The following is a 25,077-nucleotide window of genomic DNA, read 5'->3' as shown; positions in this document are numbered from 1 at the left end:
GTGTGATCTAACAGGGCAAGATCACACCTGTCTGTATTATTTGACGCGTCTTAGATCCACGTCGGTAAAGTCATTCGGATCGCTTGTGTTGTAAACGGTACCAGCAAACTCGCCTGCTTTTTGCGTTTCAAATTGACCGTGCACATCGTATGTGCAGTCTCCCCAGGGACAAAAATATACCCCCTCAAATTCGAACCCTGCTGGTGTGAGAGTTACCTTACCCTTAATACGCTGAGAGCCTGTGAGTTTTTCTAAAGTGAATACGCCTTCTTTTTCAGTAATTTTACATTTGAAGTCGGGGTAGGCGTAGGTCTCGCCACCGGAGTATTTAGTGAAAGCGCAGGCGTAGTTACCCACAAGGGTTACACCGTTTTGGGACTCTTTAGCAAAAGTAGGTGCACTCGCTGCCATTGTGACGAGAGCAAGGGTGGATACAAAAAATTTCATGTCATCCTCTTAATTTGAAGGTATGGGTGAATCCTGCAACTTAAGGAGGCTTATGTATATTGTTTCGTTTTCACTCTTTGTATTTATGCGTGTAGGTGCGCATTGTTTTTCTTTTGTATAAATTCTTGGTTTGCGATCGCGGTATTCGACAATGTTTTGGGATTTATTTATAAAAGATTTTTGCGAACGTGACTCACGCTCAGATCCCTCAATATGGAACGCTTATGAACTCGACTATCGACACCATTCTTTCTCACCGTTCAATTCGTGCATTTACTCAAGAAGCCGTGACCAAAGAACAGCTTGATACCATCATTCGGGCAGGCATTGCGGCGTCTTCTTCCAGTTTATTACAGGTGAACTCTATTATTCGCGTAACCGATCCTGTAAAGCGTGAAGCCTTGGTGACATTTTCTGGTGGTCAAAAATACGTCGGTTCGGCACCGGAGTTTTTGGTGTTTTGTATTGATTTCCAACGCCATGTTGAATTGAACGAGAACGTTAAACCAGAGTTTACCGAACTGACTCTAATAGGCGCAGTAGATGCCGGAATTATGGCTCAAAATTGCATGTTGGCAGCGGAGTCGATGGGGCTGGGTGGTGTATACATTGGCGGATTAAGAAACTGTGCTCAAGAAGTGGATGAACTGCTGGAGTTACCGCCTCATACTGCGGTTTTATTTGGAATGTGTTTAGGGCACCCCGATCAACATCCTGAAGTGAAACCTCGGTTAAGCCCAGATGTTATTTTGCATGAAAACACGTATCAGCCATTGGATAAAAACAAAGTGGGTGAGTACGACCAAACCATGTTGGATTACTATTCAAGCCGAAGCGGTAACAATAAAAGCGTGACGTGGTCGGAGCAAATTACGGGTAAACTTTCAGGAGAATCTCGACCTCACATTAAGGGTTATTTGAACGGAAAAGGTTTGGCGATTAAGTGATTCTTAAACGTTGAATATCAACATCAATTGAGTCGCCTACGTGCGGCTTTTTGTTTGTTTACTTCGAAAAATACCGAACAAAGCTGCCTTACCTAATTTAATGCCTGACGCTGCGTGCCTGCGCGATATGGGGGCATTCCATATCGGCATCATGTAATAGTGTAACAATGATTGCTAAATTACCCGGTTAACGTTTCTATCAAGGCGTATCGACTTTACTTAGGTATAAGAAAAAGACTTGGAGATCACGTGTTAACAATAGTGAGAAATGGGGCATTTGTCCGGCTTTGGCTCGGCAGTACAACATCAGGCTTTGCTACATGGGGGCTCCCATTTTTGCTTGGCTACGCCATGACCCAAGATATGCTGACGACTGTACAGCTGGGAATTGCGTTGGCATTTCGAACAGGTGGTTTTTTGGTGGGTGTATTACTTGGAGGCATTTTTGCTGACAGGTATTCGTGCCGAGGTGTGGTGTTCATCGCGAGTTTGATCGCTGCTATTGGTATCGTGCTCACTCTGTTTTCTTTGCCTCTTGATATAGAACGGGGTTCAGGTATCAGTCTTTTGATTATAGGTGCGATGCTTTCTGGCTTTGGACAAGGCGCATGCCGTCCCGCTTTTCAAGCATTGGTCCCCAAAGTTATTGAACCCGAGCAATTGCAACCTGCCAATGCAGCAATGAGTTTATCCATTCGTGTGGTGACATTAGCAGGGCCGGCTGCGGTAACCGCGCTGGCTATCTGGCAAGGTCTTCACAGTGGATTTGCCCTTCTTATCGTTGGCTGGCTAGTCAGTGCGTTTGTTCCCCCTTGGGTTGCAGAACAAAAAAGGCATAGAGAGTCCGATTCGTTGCATATTTCTTCAATGTGGTTTGATATTCGAGAAGCACTTGAAGAAGCCAAGCGTCACCCATGGTTTATAGTGAGCCTAGCGGCATTGACCATTGTGATTGCGGCTGGGTATTCCGCGACTAGTGTTCTCCTTCCAACGATTTCAAAAGCGAACTTTGGTGATTCTAGCCTTCTCACTTATTCCATGACCGCTTACGCATTGGGCGGGCTGACGGGTGCTGTTCTTCTTGGGCGATTTACGTTTCACCCTCAAGGCTGGTGGGCCTTAATAGGTCTCGCAGTGTATGGTGTCGTGCCCTTGAGCTTTTTATTTGATCACTCTGTACTTTTGCCCGTTGTGGCTTATTTTGTTGCGGGTGTCGGCATAGAAATCTTTAATGTTATTTGGTTCTCTTCTTTGCAAAAAGAAGTCCCCAAAGACAAGCTAGCCCGTATTTCTTCCATTGATTTCCTTTGTTCTTATGGTTTTGCGCCATTAGGGCTGTTAGCCATTGCTCCGCTTACAGGGTGGTTTGGAAATACGGCAGTTCTTCTAGGGTGTGGTGCGGTGTGCTTGGTTGCACCACTGATCGCGATGAAGCAAAAGAGTACGAAGCATTTCAAAGTGGAATGATTGGCAATGTGAATTGAAAAAGGGGATTTACAATGTAAATCCCTTTTAAATACCAAAATTGTTACGATAAGTTTGCAAAGCCGAACAAGGCTAGTAAGTCATTATTAAGAGATGTTACTTACGCAATAAGTCACAGCCTTCATCTTGTGTAAAATCAAGACCTGCACTTTGTGTCACTTCACAGCTCACTTCTTGGTCCCATACATTAGTGACACGGTTTACTTGAACCCATGTACCTTCAGCACCATCAAGTTTTAGAGTTGTTGTAGAACCAGAGTTATCGCTCACGATATGGTTTATCGCAATGCCGTGTGTCTCGCCACCGGCACTAACTAATGAAGAAAAAGAGGTATTTGAACCATTAAGATTGAATGCCAGATCATTTAACGCAATAATCTTCTCTGCTTTATTTTCATCTTCTAGGTTGAAAAATCCACTGATGCTTAACTTACTGTCAGCAACCGAAAAATTCAGCTTACCATTCGCTCTAATATTTAAGTCATCCGATAAACTACAACGATCAATAGTAAATGTACCTGTCGTGCTTTGTTCGTTGCCGCTAGCCTTTGTCGTTATATTACCATTTCCGTTATAACATGCGATTGTATCGTTAATGTTTGACGCCGCTCTGGCACTTAATGCCATTGCACTCCGAGCAGCCCCAGATGCGCCTTGATTACCAACATTTCCTGCTACATTACGTGCAGCGTTTGGATCTACCTTGTTCGCACCATTTATCATGCCGTCTGCGCTGTTATTGGTGATTTTAGTTTTGGCTGCGGTGCTACCACCACTGCCACTACCACCACCAGTGGAAGAAGCACCGTCACCACTGCCACCTCCTCCACATGCTGTTACGAGAAGGGCAGAAGAAATGAGGAAAGCCAGTTTTTTCATTTTGAAGTCCTTTTTGAAGTGAACTCCTAATGTTAATGCATATCATTTCTTGTCGTTAGGACCGCTTTATAAATTTGCGAGCTATACGACGGATGGTAAATTTCTTTTTAATCAGTATGTTATGTTGAAATCGTATTCATGCATTTATTGTTCTGCATTACTAGGTTCACCATAAAATCGAATTACAGATTGGGTGATACGTAGTTAAATTCCGACACGACCTATGACATTGCTTATCGGCGACTCTTGTCTATCGCGTTTTGTTTGCACAAGGTCGAAAACGAAGTGTAGAACTGTGCTCATCTTAATAAGTATGTTCTTGGGTTATTATTGCAAGAGTGAACTCGCATCAAAGGGGGTACTCCCCCTAATGAGTATGACGGAATTGGTCTTGCTGGATAAAGTGATCGATCTGATTCGGAAGGTAGTGGTTGTAAATCATGCTGGTGTGGCTAGATTTGGTTTGCAAGTGATCAGTCATGCCTTCAATTTGTGTTTCTTCTACCGTCACGGTGCCATCAGATAAAGTATCGTTATCCATTAACAATAAAGGTCGCATGCCAAGGGGGATTGTTCCGGCAATACTGCCCAGTTTTTGTGGGTAGCCCCATACATCTTCGTGCTTTTTCAATCCAAATTCGGGGGCGTTACCTAACATAGCACCCAAACCTAACTCTTGAATTTTGCAAATAATAGATGCCCCTTTAAGTGGTGAGCCAACGGCAATGACATGGGAAACAAGCGAAGGCGAAGGGGAGCGAGAGGCTAAGTAGTTTTTAATCACCACACCACCAAGGCTGTGCCCGACCAGCACATTTTTTTGTGTTCGGTCTAATGCTGAATCAATTGAGTGGAATAATTTATCTTCATCGATAGTGACGGAGTTATAGCTGATAACTTGGGTTTCATACCCGAGTTTTCGAAGGCGTTGGCTCAGCGGCTGCATAACCAAACCGTGCATATATAAGCCATGTAAAATGATGATTTTCATTGTGGTCTCCTGTACTCCTGCTTGCTCAACTTCGTTGGATATTAATAGAAAAACAACGACAAATGAGTTAATACATGTGACGTTATTATTATGCTTCAAATTGGGTATAAAATCTGTGATGTTGTAGGTAAGTCAACCGTTTAAAGTGAACAGCTGTCCTTCCAGATTACCGAGCTATCAATGTTTCAACGCGGTGCTGAAGCAGAGAACAGTTTGCCGACTTTCCATTCACGCTCTTACCGATGTTGATTTCCAGTTTTGACCAAAATCGTTTTGGTAGGTGAGTGAACGCGTGTCCATCTTTATGCGAGAAAAACGACCCCCAAAGCCCTTTCAATGCAACAGGGACAACAGGTACGGGATTACTTGCCAAAATACGTTCCACACCCGGTCTGAATTCGTTTACTTGACCATTTCTAGTGATGCGCCCTTCTGGAAAGATGCACACCAATTGGCCTTGGTTTAATGCTTCATCAATTTGATCAAAAGCTTGGTTGTAGGTTTCTAAGCACTGTTTCGGAGAGCAGATAGGGATGACGCCAGCATGACGGAAAAAGTATTTAAGAACGGGTAGCTCACTTAAACTCTTGTCCATTACGAAGCGAATTGGTCGATTCGCCAAGCCCATAAGAATCAGTGCGTCTATGTAGCTGACGTGGTTAGCCACGATCAGTGCAGCTCCATTTTGCGGAATGTGTTTTTTGCCATTTACGCGGATACGATAAAGCAAGCGGCTGAATAGAGAGCTGATGAATCTTAGATAAGTGTGCATGTAAACCTCATAGACTGCCTTTAGAAATAGACAGTATTTTTAGAAATAGACACTGCCTTAAGAAATGAGCAGTGCCTTAGTGCATGAGGTTAATGTGCTGTATTAATACCAGATTTAAAATAAAAACAAATGGAGTTACATAATACGTAACTTTTGATTCGATTATGGTTACTTTTTAGGTCTTTCGTGGCGTTTAAATTGTGGGAGGCTCCAATGACGAATCCCAACGATCATCGATGTTCCATGGCGATCGTCCAAGTTCAGTTCACCATCATCACGGCAGGCGGTGTAAAAATCGGAAACGAGTTTATCGATGCGCTTCTGAATTTTCTTGTTACTAGGGATAGACATTAAACCCGTAGCCATCATCAGTTTTTCATCTTCACCAGAAAAGTGACTGCGGAAGAATTCGTCTTGAACTTGTTGTTGGAAAAAGCGCTGAATAGGTCCGCCAGCAATCCATGAGAATGTGGGAGAGAGCTTAAGTTTTAACCTATTGTTTGGAAGCAGCTCGATGATATCCAATTTATCCAATTGGACGAGGTATTTAATAAGCTCAGGTTGAGTGAATTCATATTGATTAAGAATTTCTTCAAACTGATAGCCGTTCACAACACAAACCGCCACCAGTAATAACGCTTTGTCATCGACGAGTTGTTTTTCTTGTTCATAAGTTAATGCAGTAAGAGCCTGCGTTGGCGATGCAAGTTTAAACAGTTCTGCCATATCCATACCAATCAACTCACAAATGGCGTTCAAGCGTTCCAAACTGATTTGATTACCAGCGGCAAGTAAGCGCTTGACGGAGCCTTCAGTGAGGGACAGGGCTTGGGCTACATCTGTGTATTTAACTCCACTGATTTTGAGTTGGCGCTTGAGCTCTGTGATGACTTTATCTGTTTCAGACATGTTTATTCCGCTTCGTTTTGCAGTTGCAAGAGGTAACTTTTCATAAACGCCACGCGTTTTTGAGCTTCTTTTTTCGCTGATAGGGTATTCATTGTTTCTGCAATTTTGAACAGCTTCACTTCAAAATGATCGATGGTATAGCGTTTATCATCAAGTGGTCGATGTTGGGCAAACATGTCATCAGGGTGATATAAATCTGAACCGAACGTGCTGCTGACTTGAATACACCGAGTTACTCCAATGGCACCCAACGCATCTAACCTGTCGGCATCCTGAACCACTTTGGCTTCTTTGGTTTTGGGTGTGAGTCCCGCACTGAAACTGTGTGCCATAATGGCGTGGTGAATGTCATCTAAGTAATGCGATGGGTATTCGATGGAGCGCAAAAACTCGCACGCTTTGTCTGCGGCTATCTGAGCACTTAAATGACGTTCTGGGTGATCTTTAGGGTAGGTGAAGCAGTCGTGTAGATAAGCGGCGGGTAAAACAACATTGATATCGGCTTGTTCTCTGTCTGCCAACGACTTCGCTGTTTTGACGACCCGAAAAATATGCTGCAGGTCGTGAGCAGCGTCGGTGATCATTTCTTTCGTTATGAATTCAATGCAGTTTTTTTCGTATTTTAACGCGAGGCTCATGGGGGCTCATCTACTTGAAAGTGGTGGTGTATTATACCCAAGCATCTAGAGTTCGGTTACAAAAACCAACACGCCAGCAAAATGCTGGCGTGTTACTAGAAGGTATCGCGAAAGGTCAACAGACCTCAGCAATTTAAGACGCTTGCTTGCCTGGGAACTGATGAACATGCACATCGCGCTGAGGGAACGGGATAGTGATGCCTTGTTCGTCGAAGGCGATTTTCACGCGCTCGTACAAGCTGAAATACACAGGCCAGTAATCGTCAGATTTCACCCAAGCCCAAACCAGCATACCGACATGGCTGTCGCCGTGTTGGCTAACGTGAACAAGTGGCTCAGGATCGTCCAACACAAGGTCGTAATCGGCCAGTACTTTCATGAGAACTTCGCGCGCTTTACGCACGTCGTCACCGTAGCTGATTCCAAATTCAATATCGACGCGGCGATTTTCTTCACAGAACAGGTTTTTAACCGTTCCATTAGAAAGCATACCATTAGGAATAATGATTCTTTGATTATCGTAGGTGATTAATACAGTAACAAAAATTTGTATATCAACCACTTTACCCATATGACCTTGCGCTTCAATCACATCGCCTATTTTGAAAGGCTTGAAGAACAGAATGAGTACGCCACCAGCAAAGTTAGACAAGCTCCCTTGCAGCGCCATACCCACGGCTAAGCCTGCGGCACCCAGCATAGCGATGAAGGACGTGGTCTCGACCCCTATCATCGAAGCGACAGAGATAATCAGCAGAATTTTAAGAATGACCGAGGCAAGTGAGCAGAGGAAACTTCTTAGCCCTTGTTCTAAGCGAACACGCTCTAATGCAACGTCAACACCTTTGGTTACTTTCCCAATTAACCACCAACCAATGACTAAGACCAAAAATGCAAGAATGAGCTTAGGTCCGAATGTCAGAACGAGTTCTAACGCTTTTTCGTAGATTTGTTCTAACGAAATATTGTCCATCATAAATATGACTCCTTTTTAAAATCACCTGAATTATAGGTTAGACCATCTACGTAAGTACTTCCCATTGTTGAGAAAATAAAGGGATCAAAGACATACTGTTACTTAGAGCTGTGGTTACCGACCATAGAGGCAATCAAGGAGTGGAGTACCGGATCGGTTTGGCGAGATTTCTTGCAAACGAGTAATGTTCTGATTCTTAGGGATATGTCATCCAGAATAACGATGTCGTCTGTTTGTTCGCTTGATTGAGGTTGAGAATGAGGTTTGTCGTGAACCAACCCTATACCAAGACCACCGGCAATTAAGGTGCGAGTGACCTTTTCCCTATCGGCATGAATCAGTTTTTTAAGGCGAAAGCCACGTTGTTTAAATAAATGTTCAGCGGCTTTTCCGCAGCATGTATCTTCACCGGGGTAAATCCAAGGTATGTGCTGCAACGCTTGCCAGTCAACAGGAGAGTAGATCTGAGGGAAATGTGGGGACGAAGCGAGCAGTAACCTTATTTTAGACAGCTCTGCAGAGAAAAAATCTTCTGGCGCTTCACCGAATTCATTATAAATACCAGCATCCAAGTCGCCGCTTCTAATGCCAGCAACAATGTCTTGCGTTGAAAGATGTTGCAGCTTTACGTCAACTTCTGGGAAATGCTCAGCAACATATATCATGATTTTCCCAAGTGTTTTGGGATCAGTATGACTGGTTGCGCCAACCTGGATCACTCCCGCTATTTGCCCTTTGATTTTGCGCGCTTCTTCGACCAAATCTTGATGCGCTTGTAGTGTTTCTTCTGCTTTAAGCAAAATTCGCTGGCCATCTAAGGTGAGTCGCATACCTTGAGGCGTGCGCTCAAACAAAGTGAGATCCAAAGACGACTCTAACGCTTTAATGTGCGCACTTATGGCTGGTTGACTCAAAAAAAGCCGCTCTGCCGCGCGTGTAATACTGCCTTCTTGAGCGACGACGACAAACGTTCGTAGTTGGTGGTTGTCCATTACCCCTTCTCCCTCCTCTTTTTGCCAACATGACCTACTTCAGAATAGACCGATAAGACGCCACCATAATAGATCGAGCGGTAAAAGAACCACGACTGTGATGAAAAATAGGACCAAACATAACTTACTGATGGCTGCGATGGGTAACTTACCCATTTGTATTGCTGTGACTAACGGAGGAGCTTGGTACGGCAACAAAATGTTGGAGAAGGCAAAAACCTGAGTCATCAAAACAGTGGCGATAGGCAAACCAGTGGAAAGTGCAAGGTCGCCTGCGATGGGGGTCATTACCGCTGGAACCCCCGGCAAGCTGGTGGTAATAGCAACAATCGTTGAGATGAACGTTAGCGAAACAATGCTTTGCAGTTGCTCTTGCGGTGAAAACTGCACGCTATCACCCAGAGCTGCGATAAGTGTTTCCCCTAAGCCAGACTGCGCAATGACCGCACCCAAGCCAATAATACCCGCCACGAAGAAAAGAGAGTTGTAATTCAAATCGGCTTGAAAACTGGTTTTGGTGGTTAAATTCAAAAATGGGCATAAACAAATCACCGCACCGGCAAGCCCAATCCATCCCGGAGAAATATGGTGGATGCCGTCTGTTAGCCACATGGCCAAACAACCCAAAATAATGTAAGCCAGCGTTTTCTCATCCTTTGTTACAGCGGGCAAAGAGGCCGTTTCTTTTGTTGTGTGCTTTGGATCGTCGGAAGGAAACATTTTTAAAATCAACAAAACCAATACCACACCTTTCAGCGCACCTAACACAGGGAAGTGGATCAGCAAGTAATCCCAGTAGGAAAGTTGTAAGCCGTGAAGGTTTTCAGCCATACCTACAAGGATCATATTGGGCGCATTGGCGGGTAAAATGGTGAAAGCAGGTAACCAAGTTCCAAAAGCCGTGGCGGTAATCATACCAATGCGTCCTTTAGAATCACTTTGGTATCCCATTTGCTCCGATAACGCCATAATTATAGGGAGTAAGAGCGCGATTCTGCCCATGGAAGATGGCATTATAAAGGCGAGTGCAATACCGAAAATGACAATCCGCCAAATTATGGTGTTATAGCGCGTACCTAGCGCAGAAGCGAGCAAATGGGCTATGCGCTTTCCTAGCCCTGTATGTTTGAACGCGGCTCCAAGAACCAACCCAGCAAACAATAACCAGAACGTAGAAGATTGAAATCCAGAAAGCGCAACGGAAGCGGGTGCAATATTGAAAACGATGGCGATAAGAAAAAAGCTCAATGCCGTCCAATATTCCGGCACGACGACCGTCGCCCACAAGCCTATGCAAAATACCGTTAGTGCCGCAACAGATGCGAGCTGAGTCGACTGAAATTGCGCGACTACGATGCCTGTTAATACGCTAAATAGAGTAATACCTACGGCTACCCTAAGATTCTTTGCTTTTTTTTCTGATGGCGAAGCGTTGGGTGAAGGCGGCGCTTTTATCGTTGTGGAGATTGGGTCTGACATGCGGATCTCACTCCTTTTTAATATTGTAAGAATACTGATTGCTGTGAGCATGCTAGCAACACTCTTTGATTCAAATCCAATCAATAAAATTGAAGCAGTCGATCAGGATTGCTGAGGTCTGATTTTTTCTGCATTGCGAGTGTTTAGATTTTGCAATTGTTTGATTTTACATAAATGTCTGATCGTTACCGCTTTACTCGTTCTTTTGAGATGTACTTGCATTTATGGCGGTAGAGGTGGGTCGCAATACCATGACTCATCAATGAAAAACTGTGAGGTGGAGTCAGGAATTTAGTAAGGTTGCGTGAATATAAAACCGGATTCTAAAAGAAAAATGGGTAGTGGAATTATGAAGAAATTACGTAGTGGCTTGGTTCTCATCGTCGGTTTGATGTCTGGCTTTGCGAGTGCTCAAGATTTTAATCGATTGGAAGGTTGGAGCCTTGGTGCGGGGTATTCTGATACCGATTATTCAGCGAGCCTTGGAGGGTTCTCAATTACAGAAGATGCAGGCTCTGGGTTGAGATTGGAAACCACATACAACTTCAATGGGTTTGCCGCGTTAAAGGCGTCTTACGAGAACAACACTAAAGATGAGCTGAAAGGACACACCTTAAAAGCAGGGGGAGAACTAGGGTACTCTTACGTGTTATCCGATGGCTCATTTATCAAACCTTACATTGAAGTGGGTTATGCCAATCATCGAATTGAAGGTACCACGACGACCCAAAAAGTGAACGAATCTGCCGCATTCGGCGGAGCGGGTATACGGTTCTCGACCAACTATGGCTTTTATGTCGATTTCGGCGCTGATAGAAGCAAAATGGACGGTGTCAATGTGACTCAGCTGAGTGCCACATTTGGTATGAAATTTTAATTCTGTTCAGCCTCACCCGGTTCCTCACCTAAAAAAACAGCCTGATATCGTCAGGCTGTTTACGTTTTTAGTGATTTATTTAGGACCGTTATTCACCGTTGCGGCTTAGTAAAAAATAAATAAGTCCGTGGTGTTAAATAGAGTCATAAAATCTTGTTCGCTCATGGCTTTCTCCTTTCTGGTTTCTCTTTTCTTATTTAGGAACACGGAGTTCATTAAGATGCGTTTGCTTTTTTGATGGCTTTCTCTAACCCTTCACCGTATGCCTTGTCTGCTTGATACGCATGGTCAATATGGCGTTGTTGTATGAAGTCGGGCACGCCTTTGATAGAACGGGCGGTGTTATCAAACAAACGTTGTCGCTCCTGCTCATCCATTAGGCGGAAAAGATCGCCCGCTTGAGTGAAGTAATCTTCGTCTATACGGTGGTCGTAATGATCCGCATGACCAGAAATACGCAATGGTGGTTCGGAGTAATCAGGTTGTTCTTCCCACTCCTGCTGTGAATTTGGTTGATAACCAATGGTTGAACCGTAGTTGCCATCCACTCTCATAGCGCCATCACGGTGGTAGCTGTGCACTGGGCATCTTGGCGCATTCACAGGGATCTGATGGTGGTTTACCCCTAAGCGATAACGCTGCGCATCACCGTAAGAGAACAAACGACCTTGAAGCATTTTATCCGGGGAGAAGCCAATGCCCGGAACAATGGAAGCTGGGTTAAATGCCGACTGTTCAACTTCTGCGTGGTAGTTTTCTGGGTTGCGATTAAGTTCCAGCTCGCCCACTTCGATCAACGGATAATCTTTCTGAGACCACACGCGAGTCAGATCGAATGGGTTGAAATTCACCTCATCGGCTTCTAGCTCCGGCATGATTTGAATGTACAAAGTCCATTTAGGCGCGTTTCCACTTTCGATGTTGTCATAAAGATCGCGGTGATGGCTTTCTCTGTCTCGTCCACACAGAATGGTGGCTTCTTCGTCGGTTAAGTTTTTAATGCCCTGATGTGTTTTAAAGTGGAATTTCACCCAGTAACGTTCACTATCGGCATTAATAAAACTGAAGGTATGGCTGCCAAATCCATGCATGTGACGATAACTGGTAGGAATGCCTCGATCGCTCATTACAATGGTGACTTGGTGAAACGCTTCAGGTAGGGAAGTCCAGAAATCCCAGTTATTCACCGCGCTTCTCATATTGGTTCGTGGGTCGCGTTTTACTGCGTGATTCAAGTCTGGGAACTTTAGAGGGTCGCGTAAAAAGAACACAGGGGTGTTATTTCCAACCAAATCCCAGTTGCCTTCCTCGGTGTAAAACTTAAGCGCGAAACCACGAATATCCCTTTCTGCATCTGCTGCGCCTCGTTCTCCGGCGACGGTAGTAAAGCGTGCGAACAAGTCGGTCTTTTTCCCTACCTCGGAGAAGATTTTTGCCCGAGTGTATTGAGTAATATCATGAGTCACTGTGAACGTGCCGTAAGCACCAGACCCTTTGGCGTGCATACGCCTTTCTGGGATCACTTCACGGTCAAAATGCGCCAGTTTCTCCAAAAACCAAACATCTTGAAGAAGTTGCGGTCCTCGCGGACCAGCGGTCATAACATTCTGGTTATGTGCAACAGGGCAACCTGCTGCGGTTGTTAGCTTCTTACTCATAATATATTCCTTCCAGTGTATTTTTTTGGATGAATTCGTTGACCATAGGACAATCCGAAAACAAAGAAACATAGCCATTAATAATTTAGTACATTGACTACATAATCCCTATTTAAATCAGGGTTAATTAAGAATAAGTTAAGGCTACTCTTTACATTTAGAAAGGTATATTCGATTGTATTTATAGTTTTGATAGGTAAATTCGATGGTCTTGGTTTGATAACAGAAAAGAGGGGCTTTACTGCCCCTCTCAAATTACATTTTGGATTTTTTATCTTACGAGTTGTTTACTGTTTATTCTGCTGTCAGGGTTAACGTGACGCCAGAGCTATTGTAGTAACCGTAAATACCGATGTGCCAAGTGCCTGCACCGGGGTTGGTAAACGTACAGGATTCATTGTTGCCATTTTTCCAAGGACGGCAGTCGTATTGGTAGAGTGTAGGGTCGGAACCTTTTCTAACATACAAGTCGACATCACCATACCCACCAGACGTGGTAATCGTCATGGTTGAGTAGCCCGTACCTAATTCTTGAGTGAAGCGTTGCCACTGACCACCGCCAACAGAGATGTTGCCCAGTGTGTCGTAGATTGGTGTTGGTCCGCTAGGTGGTGGTGGAGGTGTTGTACCGCCATCGTAGCTGGCAGTTAAAGTTACGCCACTTATCTGATTCCAAGCTTCAACCATGACATGGTAAGTGCCCGTTTGGATATTGCTGATCGCACAGGTTTCGTTGCTTGAGCTGGTGGTGCTCTTACAATCGTAAGTGCTTAGCGATGGCTTGGAGCCGAATTTTACGTAAAGGTCAGCATCACCTGAACCGCCTGTTGTAACGAAACGCAAGTTTGTCGCGCCAGCAGGAACTTGGAATGTGTAGAATTTCTGATCTTTCGCTGCGCCTGAAATCCCCGTTACTGGAACGCCATTTTGCAGTTCGTTATCGCCAGTAGGTGGGGGTGGAGGCGGTGTTGTTGTAGGGCAGTCACCCACACCAACGGCACACCAAGCGGTTTCAACAGCGTTTTTCTCTGTTGCGCCATACAAGTCTTGCGCTGCTTGAGCGGTTGCTGTTCTAGCACCTGAGAAGTTGGTGTTTTGGTTCATGTAGGTGACCAGCGCACGATAGAAGATTTTCTCGGCTTTTAGCATGCCAATACTGGGCACTTGTGCATTGGATTTTCCGCGAGGGTGTGTTCCACCGTCTACAAGCAATACGTACGCTAAGTTGGCAATACCGGAGTTGCCGTGTACGCCGCCATAATCATTGTCTCTATTAGGATTATTGGTGAACGGTATGCGTTCTGGGTACCAGTCTTTTGAGTAATTGTCTTTGGTCGGATCGTTCATGTAGCGGAAAGCTTTACCGGGTTGGTTGTACAAACCGTCGCCCAGTAACCAGCTGGATGTCGTTGTGCCATTTTTGAACGCTTCTGCGGATAGACCAAGAATATCTGACCATGCTTCATTCAATGCACCAGGTGCATTTTGGTAAACAAGACGGGCAGAGAAGTTGGTGACACCGTGCGTAAACTCGTGACCAATGATGTCGAAATCTGAGGTGAAATCGTAGTCGACCCCGCCACCGGCTTGACCATAAAGCATTTGCGAACCAGTCCAATACGCATTTTGCTCACCAAGGTCGACACTGGATACCAACGTCATCCCATTGTTGTTAAGGCTGTCACGACCATGTCGCTGTTGGTAATAATCGTAAACTGTTGCTGCACCATCGTGAGCGCGTTGCGCCGCAGCGTTGCCGCCACAATTTTGGTTGTTCGTACAAAGCAGTTGCCCCGGTGCAGAGTTTTGATTACCGCCGTTAAGGGTGTACGTTTTCCAACTCTTTGCCGAGTGTACCTGTGCATGTCGTGCGAGCACTTCATTGGTTGCGGCATCAATGTAAACTATGTCACGCCCAAATGGTCCAGCACCTGCAAAGTAGACGACTTCCATACGCCAAGCGAGTTTTGCTTCGTCTTGATCCGGCAAGTAGATGTAAGCCAGTTCAGGTTGTGTTTGAACTGAACCAATACTTTCTCCAACTGATCGCGCCTGTTTACCATTGTCATTACTTTGCTTGGTGGCAAACGCAGCCGAAGCCGGAGCAGAAGAAACCGCGAGTGCACCTGTTACCGCATAAACAGGGGCATTATTCAGCAAGCCATTAGCGTTATTGCTGGCTTCGGTGTGCAAAGCAATACTGTTGCCATAAACTTTAATGCCATTGATTTTCTGATCAAAAAACGTGTGCTTTTTCCCCAGTTCATCAACCCATTGGCGAGATACTTCAAATTCTTCGCTTCCCGTCGACTTATACGATGGGTTGCTGGCTAGAATTTGTTTTAACGCCTGAACTTCAGCACCTGCAGTTGCATTACCTAAGCTCCCAGTGACAAATGAAGGTCGCCCAGTATCTGTCGCTGTTTTTATTTCCATCTGTGCGAAAGCAGAGGTCGATAATGTAATACCGACCACTAAGGGGATAATTCCTATTTTAAACTTCATGATTTATTTTCCTGTATTTAAAGGACCGCTGGATATTTCCAACATTCCATCCACCATGAATATTCATGGTTTCCTTATACGTATTCTTTTATTTAAAAAGAGACGTTATTCCATTAATACCAAAGATTTTAATATCGATTTCAGTATTAATTTGATGTGCTTATTCATGCTGTTCTATTAACTAAAACGGCATAGAAAATAGTTCATGCAATGACAAACTCATCAAATTTGGATGTGTTTAATCTGCCCTTTTCTGATTCGAAAAGGGCAGTGAAGCGCCACTATTTTATGGTGTGGCTTTGATATTGAGCGTTAGCCCTGTCGTTGTTGAATATCCGTAGATGTCGATATGCCAAACGCCAGATTGCGGTGACGTGATTGGGCAGTTTTCATTATTCCCATTGAGATAAGGTCGGCAGTCGTGTTGCCCAAACGTAGATTGAGCGCCATGGCGAACGTACAGATCTGCATCGCCCGATCCACCTGATATCGTAACGGTTAGGTTTGAATAACCTTCGCCTAGTGTTTGGGTGTAGCGTTGCCACTGACCACGAGAAACAGAAATATTAGTAGCCGTTTCGTTAATGGGTTCAATGCCTGTAGGTGGTGGGTTACCGCTGTCGGCATAGCTTGCTGTAAGAGATACGCCAGATATTGAAGACCAAGCCTCTACCATCACATGGTAGGTTCCCGCTTGTGCGTTTGGAATTTGGCATTGTTCATTGTTGGAACTGTTGGTGCTTTTACAGTCATAACTGTTAAGCGTTGGCTTAGAGCCAAATTTTACGTATAAATCCGCATCGCCAGTTCCGCCTGATGTTGTGAATTTCAGGTTGGAAGCCCCTGCTGGAACATTAAACGTATAAAAGTTTTGCGCTTTAGCTACCCCAGATATATTGGTTTTTGGCACACCATTTTGCAGTTCGTTTTCGCCAGTAGGTGGCGGTGGTGGAGGGGTTCCTGCAATCGTACCTTTGGCGAGTTCAGAAATGAAGGCAACGGACAGTTTGGCAAACTTAATCGCATGGCTTGAGTCAAATTGGGTATCATTTGCTGTATGGATGAGTGGGTTCGAATCGTGGAAATTTGCTTCCGCTGGCATAGAAGCAGGGAAGCCCTCATTGTACCAAGAGGCGTGGTCGGAACACGCGTAACCACACTGCGAATTGCCGTGCGTCATATTCGGCAAGTATTTGTTGATCAGGTTTCGAATAAACTGGTTTTGTCCTGAATTGGTGTAGTCAGTGATGAGTACGATGTCGCGATTAAATGTCCCCTTATAGCCCGTCATATCAAACTGAGCGACACCCACTACGTTCTTACCTGAGCTTTTGTAAGACTGGGCGATGGCTTTAGAACCTCGCAGCCCGACTTCTTCTGCGGCATAACCGATGATTTTAACGGTACGCTTAGGCTTAAATCCGCTTTTAACGATCGCGTTTAGCGTTTCAGTGAGAACAGAAATACCAGAAGCATTATCGTCCGCACCTGGGGCGGATTCGTTACCTGGGCTTCGTGTATTAATGGAGTCTAGGTGCCCACCGATAACGACGATTTCGTCGGCAAGAGTCGTACCATTTATCGTTGCGATAACAGAAGGTTGTTTCCAGCTGTGATTAAAAAATTCCACACTGATATCACTGCGTGCCTGCGAAAGCTGAACCCAATGATCCTTTATCCATTTTGCCGCGTCGTAACCCGACTGAGACGTATAATAACGATCGTAGTAATTGGATAATGTATTGACGGTATTGGTTAGGTTTTGCTGTGACGTTTCTGACATCATCGCATTGGTGACAGACTCGTTATCGATGGTGTAGTTAACGGCTGCAAAATTGGCAAAGCTCTGATTCGCATTCGCGGCTTGTTTCGCGTATGCCTGCGCTTCTTCAAACGAATCGTGATAAAAGAATCCACCACAGCGTTTGAATTCATGGTGCATGAGCTCACTCAAATTGTTTATATCGGCAGTATTAATCTCCGATACGGTAATGCCATTAACGCCTTGTATTGTTTGAGATGAAAAAGCCAACCCTTTGTGTTCTTGCGCTGTTGTAAAGTGCTGAATTGCGTCGCTACCTATTGTTATCCAAGCTTTTGTTGGTTCGTTTGGATTTATAATGTTTTGGCTAGCGATTGAATTTGTAGCGCTAATTGCTGTGACGAGTAACAAATACTTAACTTTCATTTCTTATTCCCGAAATTATTAAAGTTAAAAAATAAAAAAGCCTATACCCACTAAAATAAGTGAACACTTATATAACTCAATATTATATTTTATAAGTCATGTGACTATAGCTATTAATTAGCTTATTAATGTTTGTTGAAAATATGATTTTCCTCAAGCATCAAAAGAAAACAGAAATAGAGCCAAACCCTATTCCACTTTAGAAAGTTCGAATTAATCAAATACACAGCCGTATCAGTGACTGAGTACAGAGATTGTTATCAATGGTGTGAGAAAAAACAAATTTCAGAAGAATTTAGAAAACCTTATTATGTTGACAGGTGTTATCTAATATGTTTGTTGGTGTTTTTTTACGGTACGTGTATAAAGGAATATGCTTGGTATATAGGCGATACAGCAAAGAGTGTAAAAAATATTTTCCATTCCCCTAGCAATCATCCTTAGTAGAAATCACGTGAACAGAAGATGAATAAGGGTAAAAAATTAAGAATAAATGAGATCAATGTTGCGTTGAATAAGAGTTTAATTTTCAACTTATTGATATATATAAACTTATAATTGAATTAATGATATATGAATTAAACGGATTGCTGTGCGATTTTACATATCTAAAGTATAAGTAATTGAAAGGCTTATACTTTATTTTTATCCCGAAGTAACGAGTTGAGCCAATTTTAAAATTGTATTTTTCATTTGTTTCATTAATTTCATGTGATAACTATTCAGGAATTACTATAATTAATGTCAGAGTTATGTCATTCCAATAATGAGAATGAAAATACATATTTCATTGTTTAACGTTTGCCTTCCTGTAAACAACAGAATTGATGTTGTTATGTTATACAGTAACGTAAATTGATATTCAAATCTTAATTCATTTCCTTCTCCTTATATTCGTATGGCATGTACCTAACTCTTTCTAATAAAAATACCCAAGAACCTTTTGGGCTCTTGGGTATACGGATTACTTAAGGGTTAGAACGGCGCTTTTAACTACACCAGTATCTCGTTCGAATTTATCCGTAACACGCAGTGTCCACTGACCGTTGAAGTCGATACCTTCAATATCTTGTAAGGTGAAAGTAACATTGTATTTTTCACCACGATCTCTACTGTTCGCTTCCTTCAAAATCCAGTAGTTGTTGTCTGGTGCGATAAGTCGAATAGACAAATCACCGATGAACTCATGTTCCACGTTTAGCGCGATTGTTGGTTTGGTGATTTCGCCTTCGAAGGACACCTTAAGAGGAATGTCTACCTGAGCTTGGTCTGGAATTGCTACAGGGGAGTCGATTTTAAAGACGTTGTTGGGTTCTTTAGGATCGATTGGCTGGGTCGGTTTACCTGTATCCGTACCATCGGTTTTACTTTGATAGATATTGGCAATTTTAGGTGCGGTTAGACCAATAGCGCGAGCGGCATTTGCTACCCCTTTTCGACCACATGGCTGCCCTTTACACTCTACTTCTGGGTTAGAGAAATTGTAAGAACGCCCTCTTATACCGAATAGGTACCCATAAGCCATTGTCGTTGCAAATTGCCCGTTTACGCCATAACCATAAGCATCTTTTTCTGTTCCATTTTGGAGGTGAGGCAAACCGTTGTATTGCTCACGTGCGTGGTTAATACCAAAATTGTGGCCTAATTCGTGAATAAATGTATCACCACCACATTCGTTAATGTAGGTATGGCTGTACATTCTGCTTTTCGCCCAAGATTGGTTACCATTCCATTGGAATGCTGGTATTACCCAGGCCACACCACAACTGATGCTATAACCATTGGCGGTGCGTTCGTAATCCGGAGAATTGTCGAGGTCTAGATAGCGGAACATAGCCACCATATCCGCGCCTTCATCTTTTCTTACTTGCTCGATATCGCGGAACAACGCGGACTGCTTATATCCAGGTGTTATTGCTTCCAAAGCAACACCTTGATCTTGTTTTCTACCGGGTTCGGAGTCGAAGTTGTACTCTTTCAGCCCAGCGAGATTCACTTTTATGTCTAGTTTACTGTCCTTAAGAATCTTATTACCAACATTGAAACGATGCTGGATAGCAGTAATGTGATCAGTTTTTTGCGCGGTTTCTGTCGTGTAAACACCCAGTACATCAATATTCGTTGTTGCGTGTGTAAGGGGTGCAACAAAGCTCGACGCAACAATCGCCGCTAATAACGTTTTTTTCATTTTTAATCCTAAAATAGTATCTTTAATTAATTAGTTTGTTTTTATTTGAACTGCATTTATTAATTAGTCGTATCCATGACTATCTGGGACTTCATAAATCCATGCAGTGTTTCCAGAGCCTTCAATTTTAATTGGACCATTAGGGTGACCAATAAAACCAAAAATTGAAGAACTTCCAAAAGTGAAGGTGGCTGGGTAGTTCTGATTATCAATTTTGAAATTCCCCGACCAAGTTCTTACTCCTTCATTTTGAAATTCGTTTGATTCCACTTCGATATCAATGTCAGTGTTATCCGGTAAGTTGAGAGTCACGTTGTCATTTGTATTTAGAGATTGGAATTCTGATACATTCGAAAACTCAATCGCTTTAATACTTTCTATGGCTTCACTTTTAGGCCTTATGCTTGCAAGTGTTTCGCTTGGATTTACATCTATCCAAGCTTGTTCCAAGCTTATTGGCTCATGAGATTTGTCTTCATGTACTTTTGTTTCCTCAAGCGATTTTTCTTCCTCACGAGTGCTTTTCTCGCTTTGCGCTTCTAAATGAATGGGTTCATCTATTTTCGCTGTGTGATGATTGCCACTCTCTTGCTTTTTTCGACCCGCTTGTTTGTCCAGAATGCTGTTTTCTTCAGAGCTTTTGCTTGCATTTAAATTTTTAGAAGAATTGGTATCTAGCGATGTATTTGGATCGTTAGATATATCGCTAAAAATAAATAAAGATAAAGGCACAGCTAACCCTATCGCGATTAATATGGGTTTTATTTTCACAAAAAATCTCCCTACCAATAATTATGTTTATGGCAAAAATATTAAGAATACAGTTTTTTTGAGTCTACTATCTAGGCAGACTCCGACCCTTTACGTTACTTGCAAAAGGCTATGCGTACGTATAATTCTTGGATGATAAATCTTTAAATTAAAACTCTTTGTTAATTCCTTGTTTAATTTTGTCAGGATTAAAATAAAACAAGGAACCTCTCCTGATTGGGAGAAGAGGATTCTATTAGAGTTATTTTACGCTAACAATAGTTCAATCAGTTAATACATTTAGTGGGTTGAAACTTCACTGTATTTATGTATTGCTATTGTGTTTTTTTATCTTACCTACTCTATAAGTATTGATGACTATAGGTTTCAGAATTTATTGATAATTATGTAAATTATAATACATTAAGCCTAGCGAACACTGTATGAGATATGGAGTGTTTCTCGTTGCCTACCAAATGTATTTGATTCGTGTTTTTCTATTAATGTTATGAAATTAAAGGTCTTTTCCTTTCTATTGATATTTTGGCGACTAAATTATTTTTAGAGTAAAAGCTTTAATTTTACCAACTGGCTGAAAATAAATAGAAACATGGCAGGGATCTTGGTTTATCGAAAACTTGCATGTTCCAATGTGATCACAATTCAAATAAGAACATGCGATTATTATATTTTATCTTCAGTATTTATAAGAGATAAATATCCATATTCCCATTTAAACGTTTGCTATTAATATAAGTGTCTAAATTGTTATGTTATTAAATAACAATTTAAATTATTTAGGTAAACATAAAAGCTAGCACGCAATGTGAGTGGTACGAAAAGAAAGACAGCAATTGCTGTCTTTCTTGAATAAGCTTATTCTGCAGTCAGTGTTAGTGTGACACCAGAACTCGCTTTATAACCGAATAAATCAATATGCCAAGCGCCCTTTTTCGGGTTTGTAATAACACATTCTTCAGTATTGGAAGTGGTGTTTGACTCACAATCGAATGCGGTTGCTGTCGATTCCTTTCCATAGGTTACGTATAGGTCTACATCCCCTAATCCACCTTCTGCCTTAATCGTCATTTTTGAGTAGCCTTCACCCAAGTCTTGCGTGTAGTGTTTCCATTCGTTCAAAGGAATGGAAATATCGCTTACTGCTTCACTAAGTGATGTTGGCTTTTCCGATGTTGGTATCGCTGTTGGACACTCACCTACACCAACCGCACACCATGCTGTTTCAACAGAGTGTTTTGCACTTTGGCCATATAGGTCAGCCGCCGCTTGAGCTGTTGCCGTACGAGCTTCAGGGAAATTAGTGTTTGGACCCATGTAGGTGTTGAGAGCGCGGTAGAATACTTTTTCCGCTTTAAGTAAACCAATACCATCAACAACCGCGTCCGACTTGCCACGTGGATGGGATCCGCCATCAACTAATAGAACATAGGCAAGGTTTGCGATACCAGAGTTTAGGTGAACCCAACCATTGTCATTATCCTGACCTGGATTTTTTACAAAAGGTCTGCGCTCTGGGTACCAGTCTTTAGAACGCCCATCTTTAGTTGGATTGTTCATATAGCGCAACGCTTGCCCAGGCCTTTGATACAGTTCGTTACCTAGCAACCAAGTAGAAGTTGTTTTGCCATTTTTATACGCTTCTGCCGAGATCCCTAGAATGTCTGCCCACGCTTCGTTTAACGCGCCTGATGCATTTTGATAAATCAAATCGGCGGTTGAATCGATAACGCCATGAGTAAACTCGTGGCCAATGACATCGAAATCTGTTGTGTAATCGGCGCCTGTTCTGGATTTACCGTAGAACATTTGTCCCAAATACCACGACGCATTCGCTACACCTAGGTCCACACTCGAAATCATCGTCATATCGCGATCATCTAAACCATTTCGATTGTGTCTCTCTTTGTAATAGTCATACACCGTCGACGCACCATCATGTGCTCGTTGAGCCGATAGATTATTGCCACAATCTTCTTGGTTAGTGCACAGTAGCCTACCTGGTCGGCTGAAATAGCCTCCTCCATCTAACGTGTGTGTTTTCCAGTTCTTAGCTTGATGGATTAAAGTTTCACGGGACAATATTTCATGAGTAAGTGCATCTACGTACACTAGATCGTGTCCGAAAGAATGCCCAGATCCTCGGAAGAACTTAACTTCCATACGCCAAGCCAATTTCGTATCGTCAATATCGCGAAGATACACATAAGCCAACTCTGGCTCTGTCACCACGTCACCAATGCTTTTAACGACCGATTTTGCTTGTATACCGTCATCATTGCTCATACGTATAGGTGCAAATGTTGCGGGTGATGCTGTCGGCACTGCGACCGTTCCCGACACCGCGTAGATAGACTCATTCGCAGGAGCAAAACCGTTTCCAAGTGTGACATCGGTATGCAACGTAATTCGACTGTTGTGTACCTTAATACCATCAATGGTTTGGTTAAATACGGTGTGCTTTTTGCCAAGCTCGTCGACCCATTGTCGCTCTACAACAAATTCTTCGTTACCTGTGGATTTGTAGGAAGGGGTATTTGCTAGGTAATGCTTCAGCGTTTCCACATCAGCATTAAGTTGTGCGGCACCCAATGCACCAACTGCAAACGTAGGGCGTCCAGATTCAGTGATGTTATTAATATCCACTTGTGCAAGTGCAGTCGTCGGTAAAGCCATACCGACCAGCAAGGGAATAAGTCCAATTTTAGTATTCATTCTCTTATCCTTATTGTTATTTGGGTCCTAAATTTTGAGAAAGTAGGACTGCTAAACTTTTAATTATTTATGAGTGTACCTGTAAGGCATACAACTCAATTTTTAAGTGACTATTCTTTTATTACTTGGCGTTGAAGCCTTATTCTTTATTGGCTTACTAACCAAGTGATGATTATTTTATAAAACATGGTCTCTATTACAAATTTATCTGATTGGAGGCTGTTCGAGCACTTGAAAACGGAGTGAAAATATGTATGTAAGAAAAATTTCTTAGCAAAATTATTCGGCAGAACCTGATAGTATTAGAGTTCGATTTTGTTGATAAATAAGTTACTAGCGTAGACATTTCAAATAATAACAGTCGCCAGAAATTAATATGAAATAATATTAATAGATATAGTTTAATTTGTTTAAGATATTGTATTTTAAGTATATTTTAACCTTTTCTTATGACTTTCACATTAGAGTTAATACTCTAACCTACTGATTGTTAATAAAATTGATTTTTCTTTTTGAAAGGTGAATAAAGATCATTATTTGCAATAAATAATATGAGAACAAATGTGATCGTAATTCAAATGGGAAATTTTAAGTTTAGATTTAAATTGAATGAGTGTTGAATTTAAATCCATATATTTAATATTATTATCTATAATATTTTGATTGGTATGTAATAACGTTTCAATAATCCTATTATTACCATTACATAATTTTATGTGAGGTATTAGATTTATTATTTAATTAAAGAGAAAAAGTTCCAGATCATATTTCCAACCAGGCCTAAAGACTTTGATTTTACCTTTGCAACATAAATGGGAATTTGCATTGTCTCCTGAGACTTCACTTCGAATAACTTATTGTCTATCTTTTCGAGATTTGCTTCATGTTCAGGCAATCTTCCCCAGCCTAGACCACTCAAAATGATTGCTTTCTTGGTCTGTTGATCGGATACATACCACTGGATTCCATCTCGCATAATATTGGTATCTGGGCTGCTGCCATACGAGGACTTAACGACGACCTGAGGAAGCTGTGCGAGCTCTTCTGGTTGTACGTTACGGATATCGTTCGCTTGGAAACGATCGGAGACATAAACAGGGAGCTTGAATTGCTCAATCTGGCGATACTGAATGTCGTTGTCTTTTTGTATGCCACCATAAATGCCAATATCAACCAATTCATCCTTTAGCATTCTCTCGCCTGACGCGGTTTCGATATTCAAGTGAATAATGGTTTGAGGGTAGGTTGCTTTTAGCTCTGCCAATAATTGAGTGACTAGGTTCATTGGGAATATTGCGCTGATACTGAGGCGAATTTCAGACTCTACTTCACTGTTCAGTTGCTTAGCGAATTGATCAAACTCGTTGGCTTCATGCAATAGGTGCTGAATTTTATTGAGAAGAATTTTCCCATCTCGGGTGAGTTCTGGTCGATATGTTTCTCGGTTGAATATTTCTATGTCGTAAAACTCTTCAACCTGCTTAACAGAGTAGGAAACCGCCGAGCGAGCCTTATAAAGCTTCTCACTCGCTTTGGTAAAGCTGCCTTCTTGATGAATCACGTTGATAACGTGCAAATGTTCTAATGCAATCATGGTCTAATTATATGACCATTTTGTACAAAAACGTATGCTTTTTTCGCCTCTTAATATCTCATACCTTGT

At 42.5% G+C, this 25,077-nt stretch carries 18 protein-coding genes and 1 pseudogene; 3 read left to right on the top strand and 16 right to left on the bottom strand.

Annotated elements, in window-relative coordinates:
- Window positions 1-36 precede the first annotated feature (36 nt).
- Window positions 37-447 (bottom strand): DUF4893 domain-containing protein, encoded by a 411-nt coding sequence (locus Q8W40_RS10045; RefSeq protein WP_305397029.1) that lies wholly within the window; start codon window positions 445-447, stop codon window positions 37-39.
- Between the two features lie 224 nt (window positions 448-671).
- Here Q8W40_RS10045 and nfsA point away from each other — a divergent pair, with 224 nt between their 5' ends.
- Together nfsA and Q8W40_RS10035 are read left to right on the top strand one after the other, a co-directional pair.
- Window positions 672-1,394, top strand: coding sequence for an oxygen-insensitive NADPH nitroreductase (gene nfsA, locus Q8W40_RS10040; RefSeq protein WP_305397028.1), 723 nt, complete (start codon window positions 672-674; stop codon window positions 1,392-1,394).
- Between the two features lie 249 nt (window positions 1,395-1,643).
- Window positions 1,644-2,861 (top strand): MFS transporter, encoded by a 1,218-nt coding sequence (locus tag Q8W40_RS10035; RefSeq protein WP_305397027.1) that lies wholly within the window; start codon window positions 1,644-1,646, stop codon window positions 2,859-2,861.
- A 114-nt stretch (window positions 2,862-2,975) separates the two neighbouring features.
- Here Q8W40_RS10035 and Q8W40_RS10030 read toward each other — a convergent pair whose 3' ends face one another.
- From Q8W40_RS10030 to Q8W40_RS09995, 8 genes and pseudogenes are all read right to left on the bottom strand, one after another.
- On the bottom strand, window positions 2,976-3,758 hold the full coding sequence (locus Q8W40_RS10030; protein ID WP_305397026.1) for a hypothetical protein: 783 nt from the start codon (window positions 3,756-3,758) through the stop codon (window positions 2,976-2,978).
- Window positions 3,759-4,125: 367 nt separating this feature from the next.
- Complete coding sequence (locus Q8W40_RS10025; protein ID WP_305397024.1) at window positions 4,126-4,749, bottom strand: esterase/lipase family protein; 624 nt, start codon at window positions 4,747-4,749, stop codon at window positions 4,126-4,128.
- Between the two features lie 166 nt (window positions 4,750-4,915).
- Window positions 4,916-5,506, bottom strand: a pseudogene (locus tag Q8W40_RS10020) (1-acyl-sn-glycerol-3-phosphate acyltransferase); the annotation flags it as partial.
- 183 nt (window positions 5,507-5,689) lie between these two features.
- Window positions 5,690-6,430, bottom strand: a complete 741-nt coding sequence (locus Q8W40_RS10015) for a helix-turn-helix domain-containing protein (protein WP_305397023.1) — start codon at window positions 6,428-6,430, stop codon at window positions 5,690-5,692.
- A 2-nt stretch (window positions 6,431-6,432) separates the two neighbouring features.
- Entirely contained in the window at window positions 6,433-7,068 is a 636-nt protein-coding gene (locus Q8W40_RS10010; RefSeq protein ID WP_305397022.1) for an HD domain-containing protein, read from the bottom strand.
- A 133-nt stretch (window positions 7,069-7,201) separates the two neighbouring features.
- Window positions 7,202-8,044, bottom strand: coding sequence for a mechanosensitive ion channel family protein (locus Q8W40_RS10005; protein WP_101111820.1), 843 nt, complete (start codon window positions 8,042-8,044; stop codon window positions 7,202-7,204).
- 98 nt (window positions 8,045-8,142) lie between these two features.
- Window positions 8,143-9,036 carry a LysR family transcriptional regulator gene (locus Q8W40_RS10000; protein WP_305397021.1) on the bottom strand — a complete coding sequence of 298 codons (894 nt, stop codon included), beginning with the start codon at window positions 9,034-9,036 and terminating at the stop codon, window positions 8,143-8,145.
- Window positions 9,037-9,075: 39 nt separating this feature from the next.
- Entirely contained in the window at window positions 9,076-10,515 is a 1,440-nt protein-coding gene (locus Q8W40_RS09995; protein ID WP_305397020.1) for an SLC13 family permease, read from the bottom strand.
- 349 nt (window positions 10,516-10,864) lie between these two features.
- Between Q8W40_RS09995 and Q8W40_RS09990 the strand changes: the two genes are divergently transcribed.
- Complete coding sequence (locus Q8W40_RS09990; RefSeq protein ID WP_180958371.1) at window positions 10,865-11,392, top strand: outer membrane beta-barrel protein; 528 nt, start codon at window positions 10,865-10,867, stop codon at window positions 11,390-11,392.
- Between the two features lie 215 nt (window positions 11,393-11,607).
- On the opposite strand, the gene Q8W40_RS09985 is transcribed toward Q8W40_RS09990, so the two are convergent.
- The 7 genes from Q8W40_RS09985 to Q8W40_RS09955 all read right to left on the bottom strand — a co-directional run bounded on the left by Q8W40_RS09985 (window position 11,608) and on the right by Q8W40_RS09955 (window position 25,008).
- Window positions 11,608-13,050: a catalase gene (locus Q8W40_RS09985; protein WP_305397019.1), complete on the bottom strand. Its 1,443-nt coding sequence runs from the start codon at window positions 13,048-13,050 to the stop codon at window positions 11,608-11,610.
- A 294-nt stretch (window positions 13,051-13,344) separates the two neighbouring features.
- On the bottom strand, window positions 13,345-15,555 hold the full coding sequence (locus Q8W40_RS09980) for a M4 family metallopeptidase (protein ID WP_305397018.1): 2,211 nt from the start codon (window positions 15,553-15,555) through the stop codon (window positions 13,345-13,347).
- A gap of 286 nt (window positions 15,556-15,841) precedes the next feature.
- Complete coding sequence (locus tag Q8W40_RS09975) at window positions 15,842-17,743, bottom strand: M20/M25/M40 family metallo-hydrolase (protein ID WP_305397017.1); 1,902 nt, start codon at window positions 17,741-17,743, stop codon at window positions 15,842-15,844.
- A gap of 964 nt (window positions 17,744-18,707) precedes the next feature.
- Window positions 18,708-19,931, bottom strand: a complete 1,224-nt coding sequence (locus tag Q8W40_RS09970) for a zinc-dependent metalloprotease family protein (protein WP_305397016.1) — start codon at window positions 19,929-19,931, stop codon at window positions 18,708-18,710.
- 63 nt (window positions 19,932-19,994) lie between these two features.
- Window positions 19,995-20,702: a hypothetical protein gene (locus tag Q8W40_RS09965; protein WP_305397015.1), complete on the bottom strand. Its 708-nt coding sequence runs from the start codon at window positions 20,700-20,702 to the stop codon at window positions 19,995-19,997.
- Between the two features lie 855 nt (window positions 20,703-21,557).
- On the bottom strand, window positions 21,558-23,414 hold the full coding sequence (locus tag Q8W40_RS09960; RefSeq protein ID WP_305397014.1) for a M4 family metallopeptidase: 1,857 nt from the start codon (window positions 23,412-23,414) through the stop codon (window positions 21,558-21,560).
- Window positions 23,415-24,147: 733 nt separating this feature from the next.
- Window positions 24,148-25,008: a LysR family transcriptional regulator gene (locus Q8W40_RS09955; protein ID WP_305397013.1), complete on the bottom strand. Its 861-nt coding sequence runs from the start codon at window positions 25,006-25,008 to the stop codon at window positions 24,148-24,150.
- Window positions 25,009-25,077: the final 69 nt, after the last annotated feature.

The organism is Vibrio penaeicida, assembly GCF_030689305.1.
GTDB classification, from domain to species: Bacteria; Pseudomonadota; Gammaproteobacteria; order Enterobacterales; family Vibrionaceae; genus Vibrio; species Vibrio penaeicida_B.
This window is presented reverse-complemented; position numbering and strand designations above follow the sequence as displayed.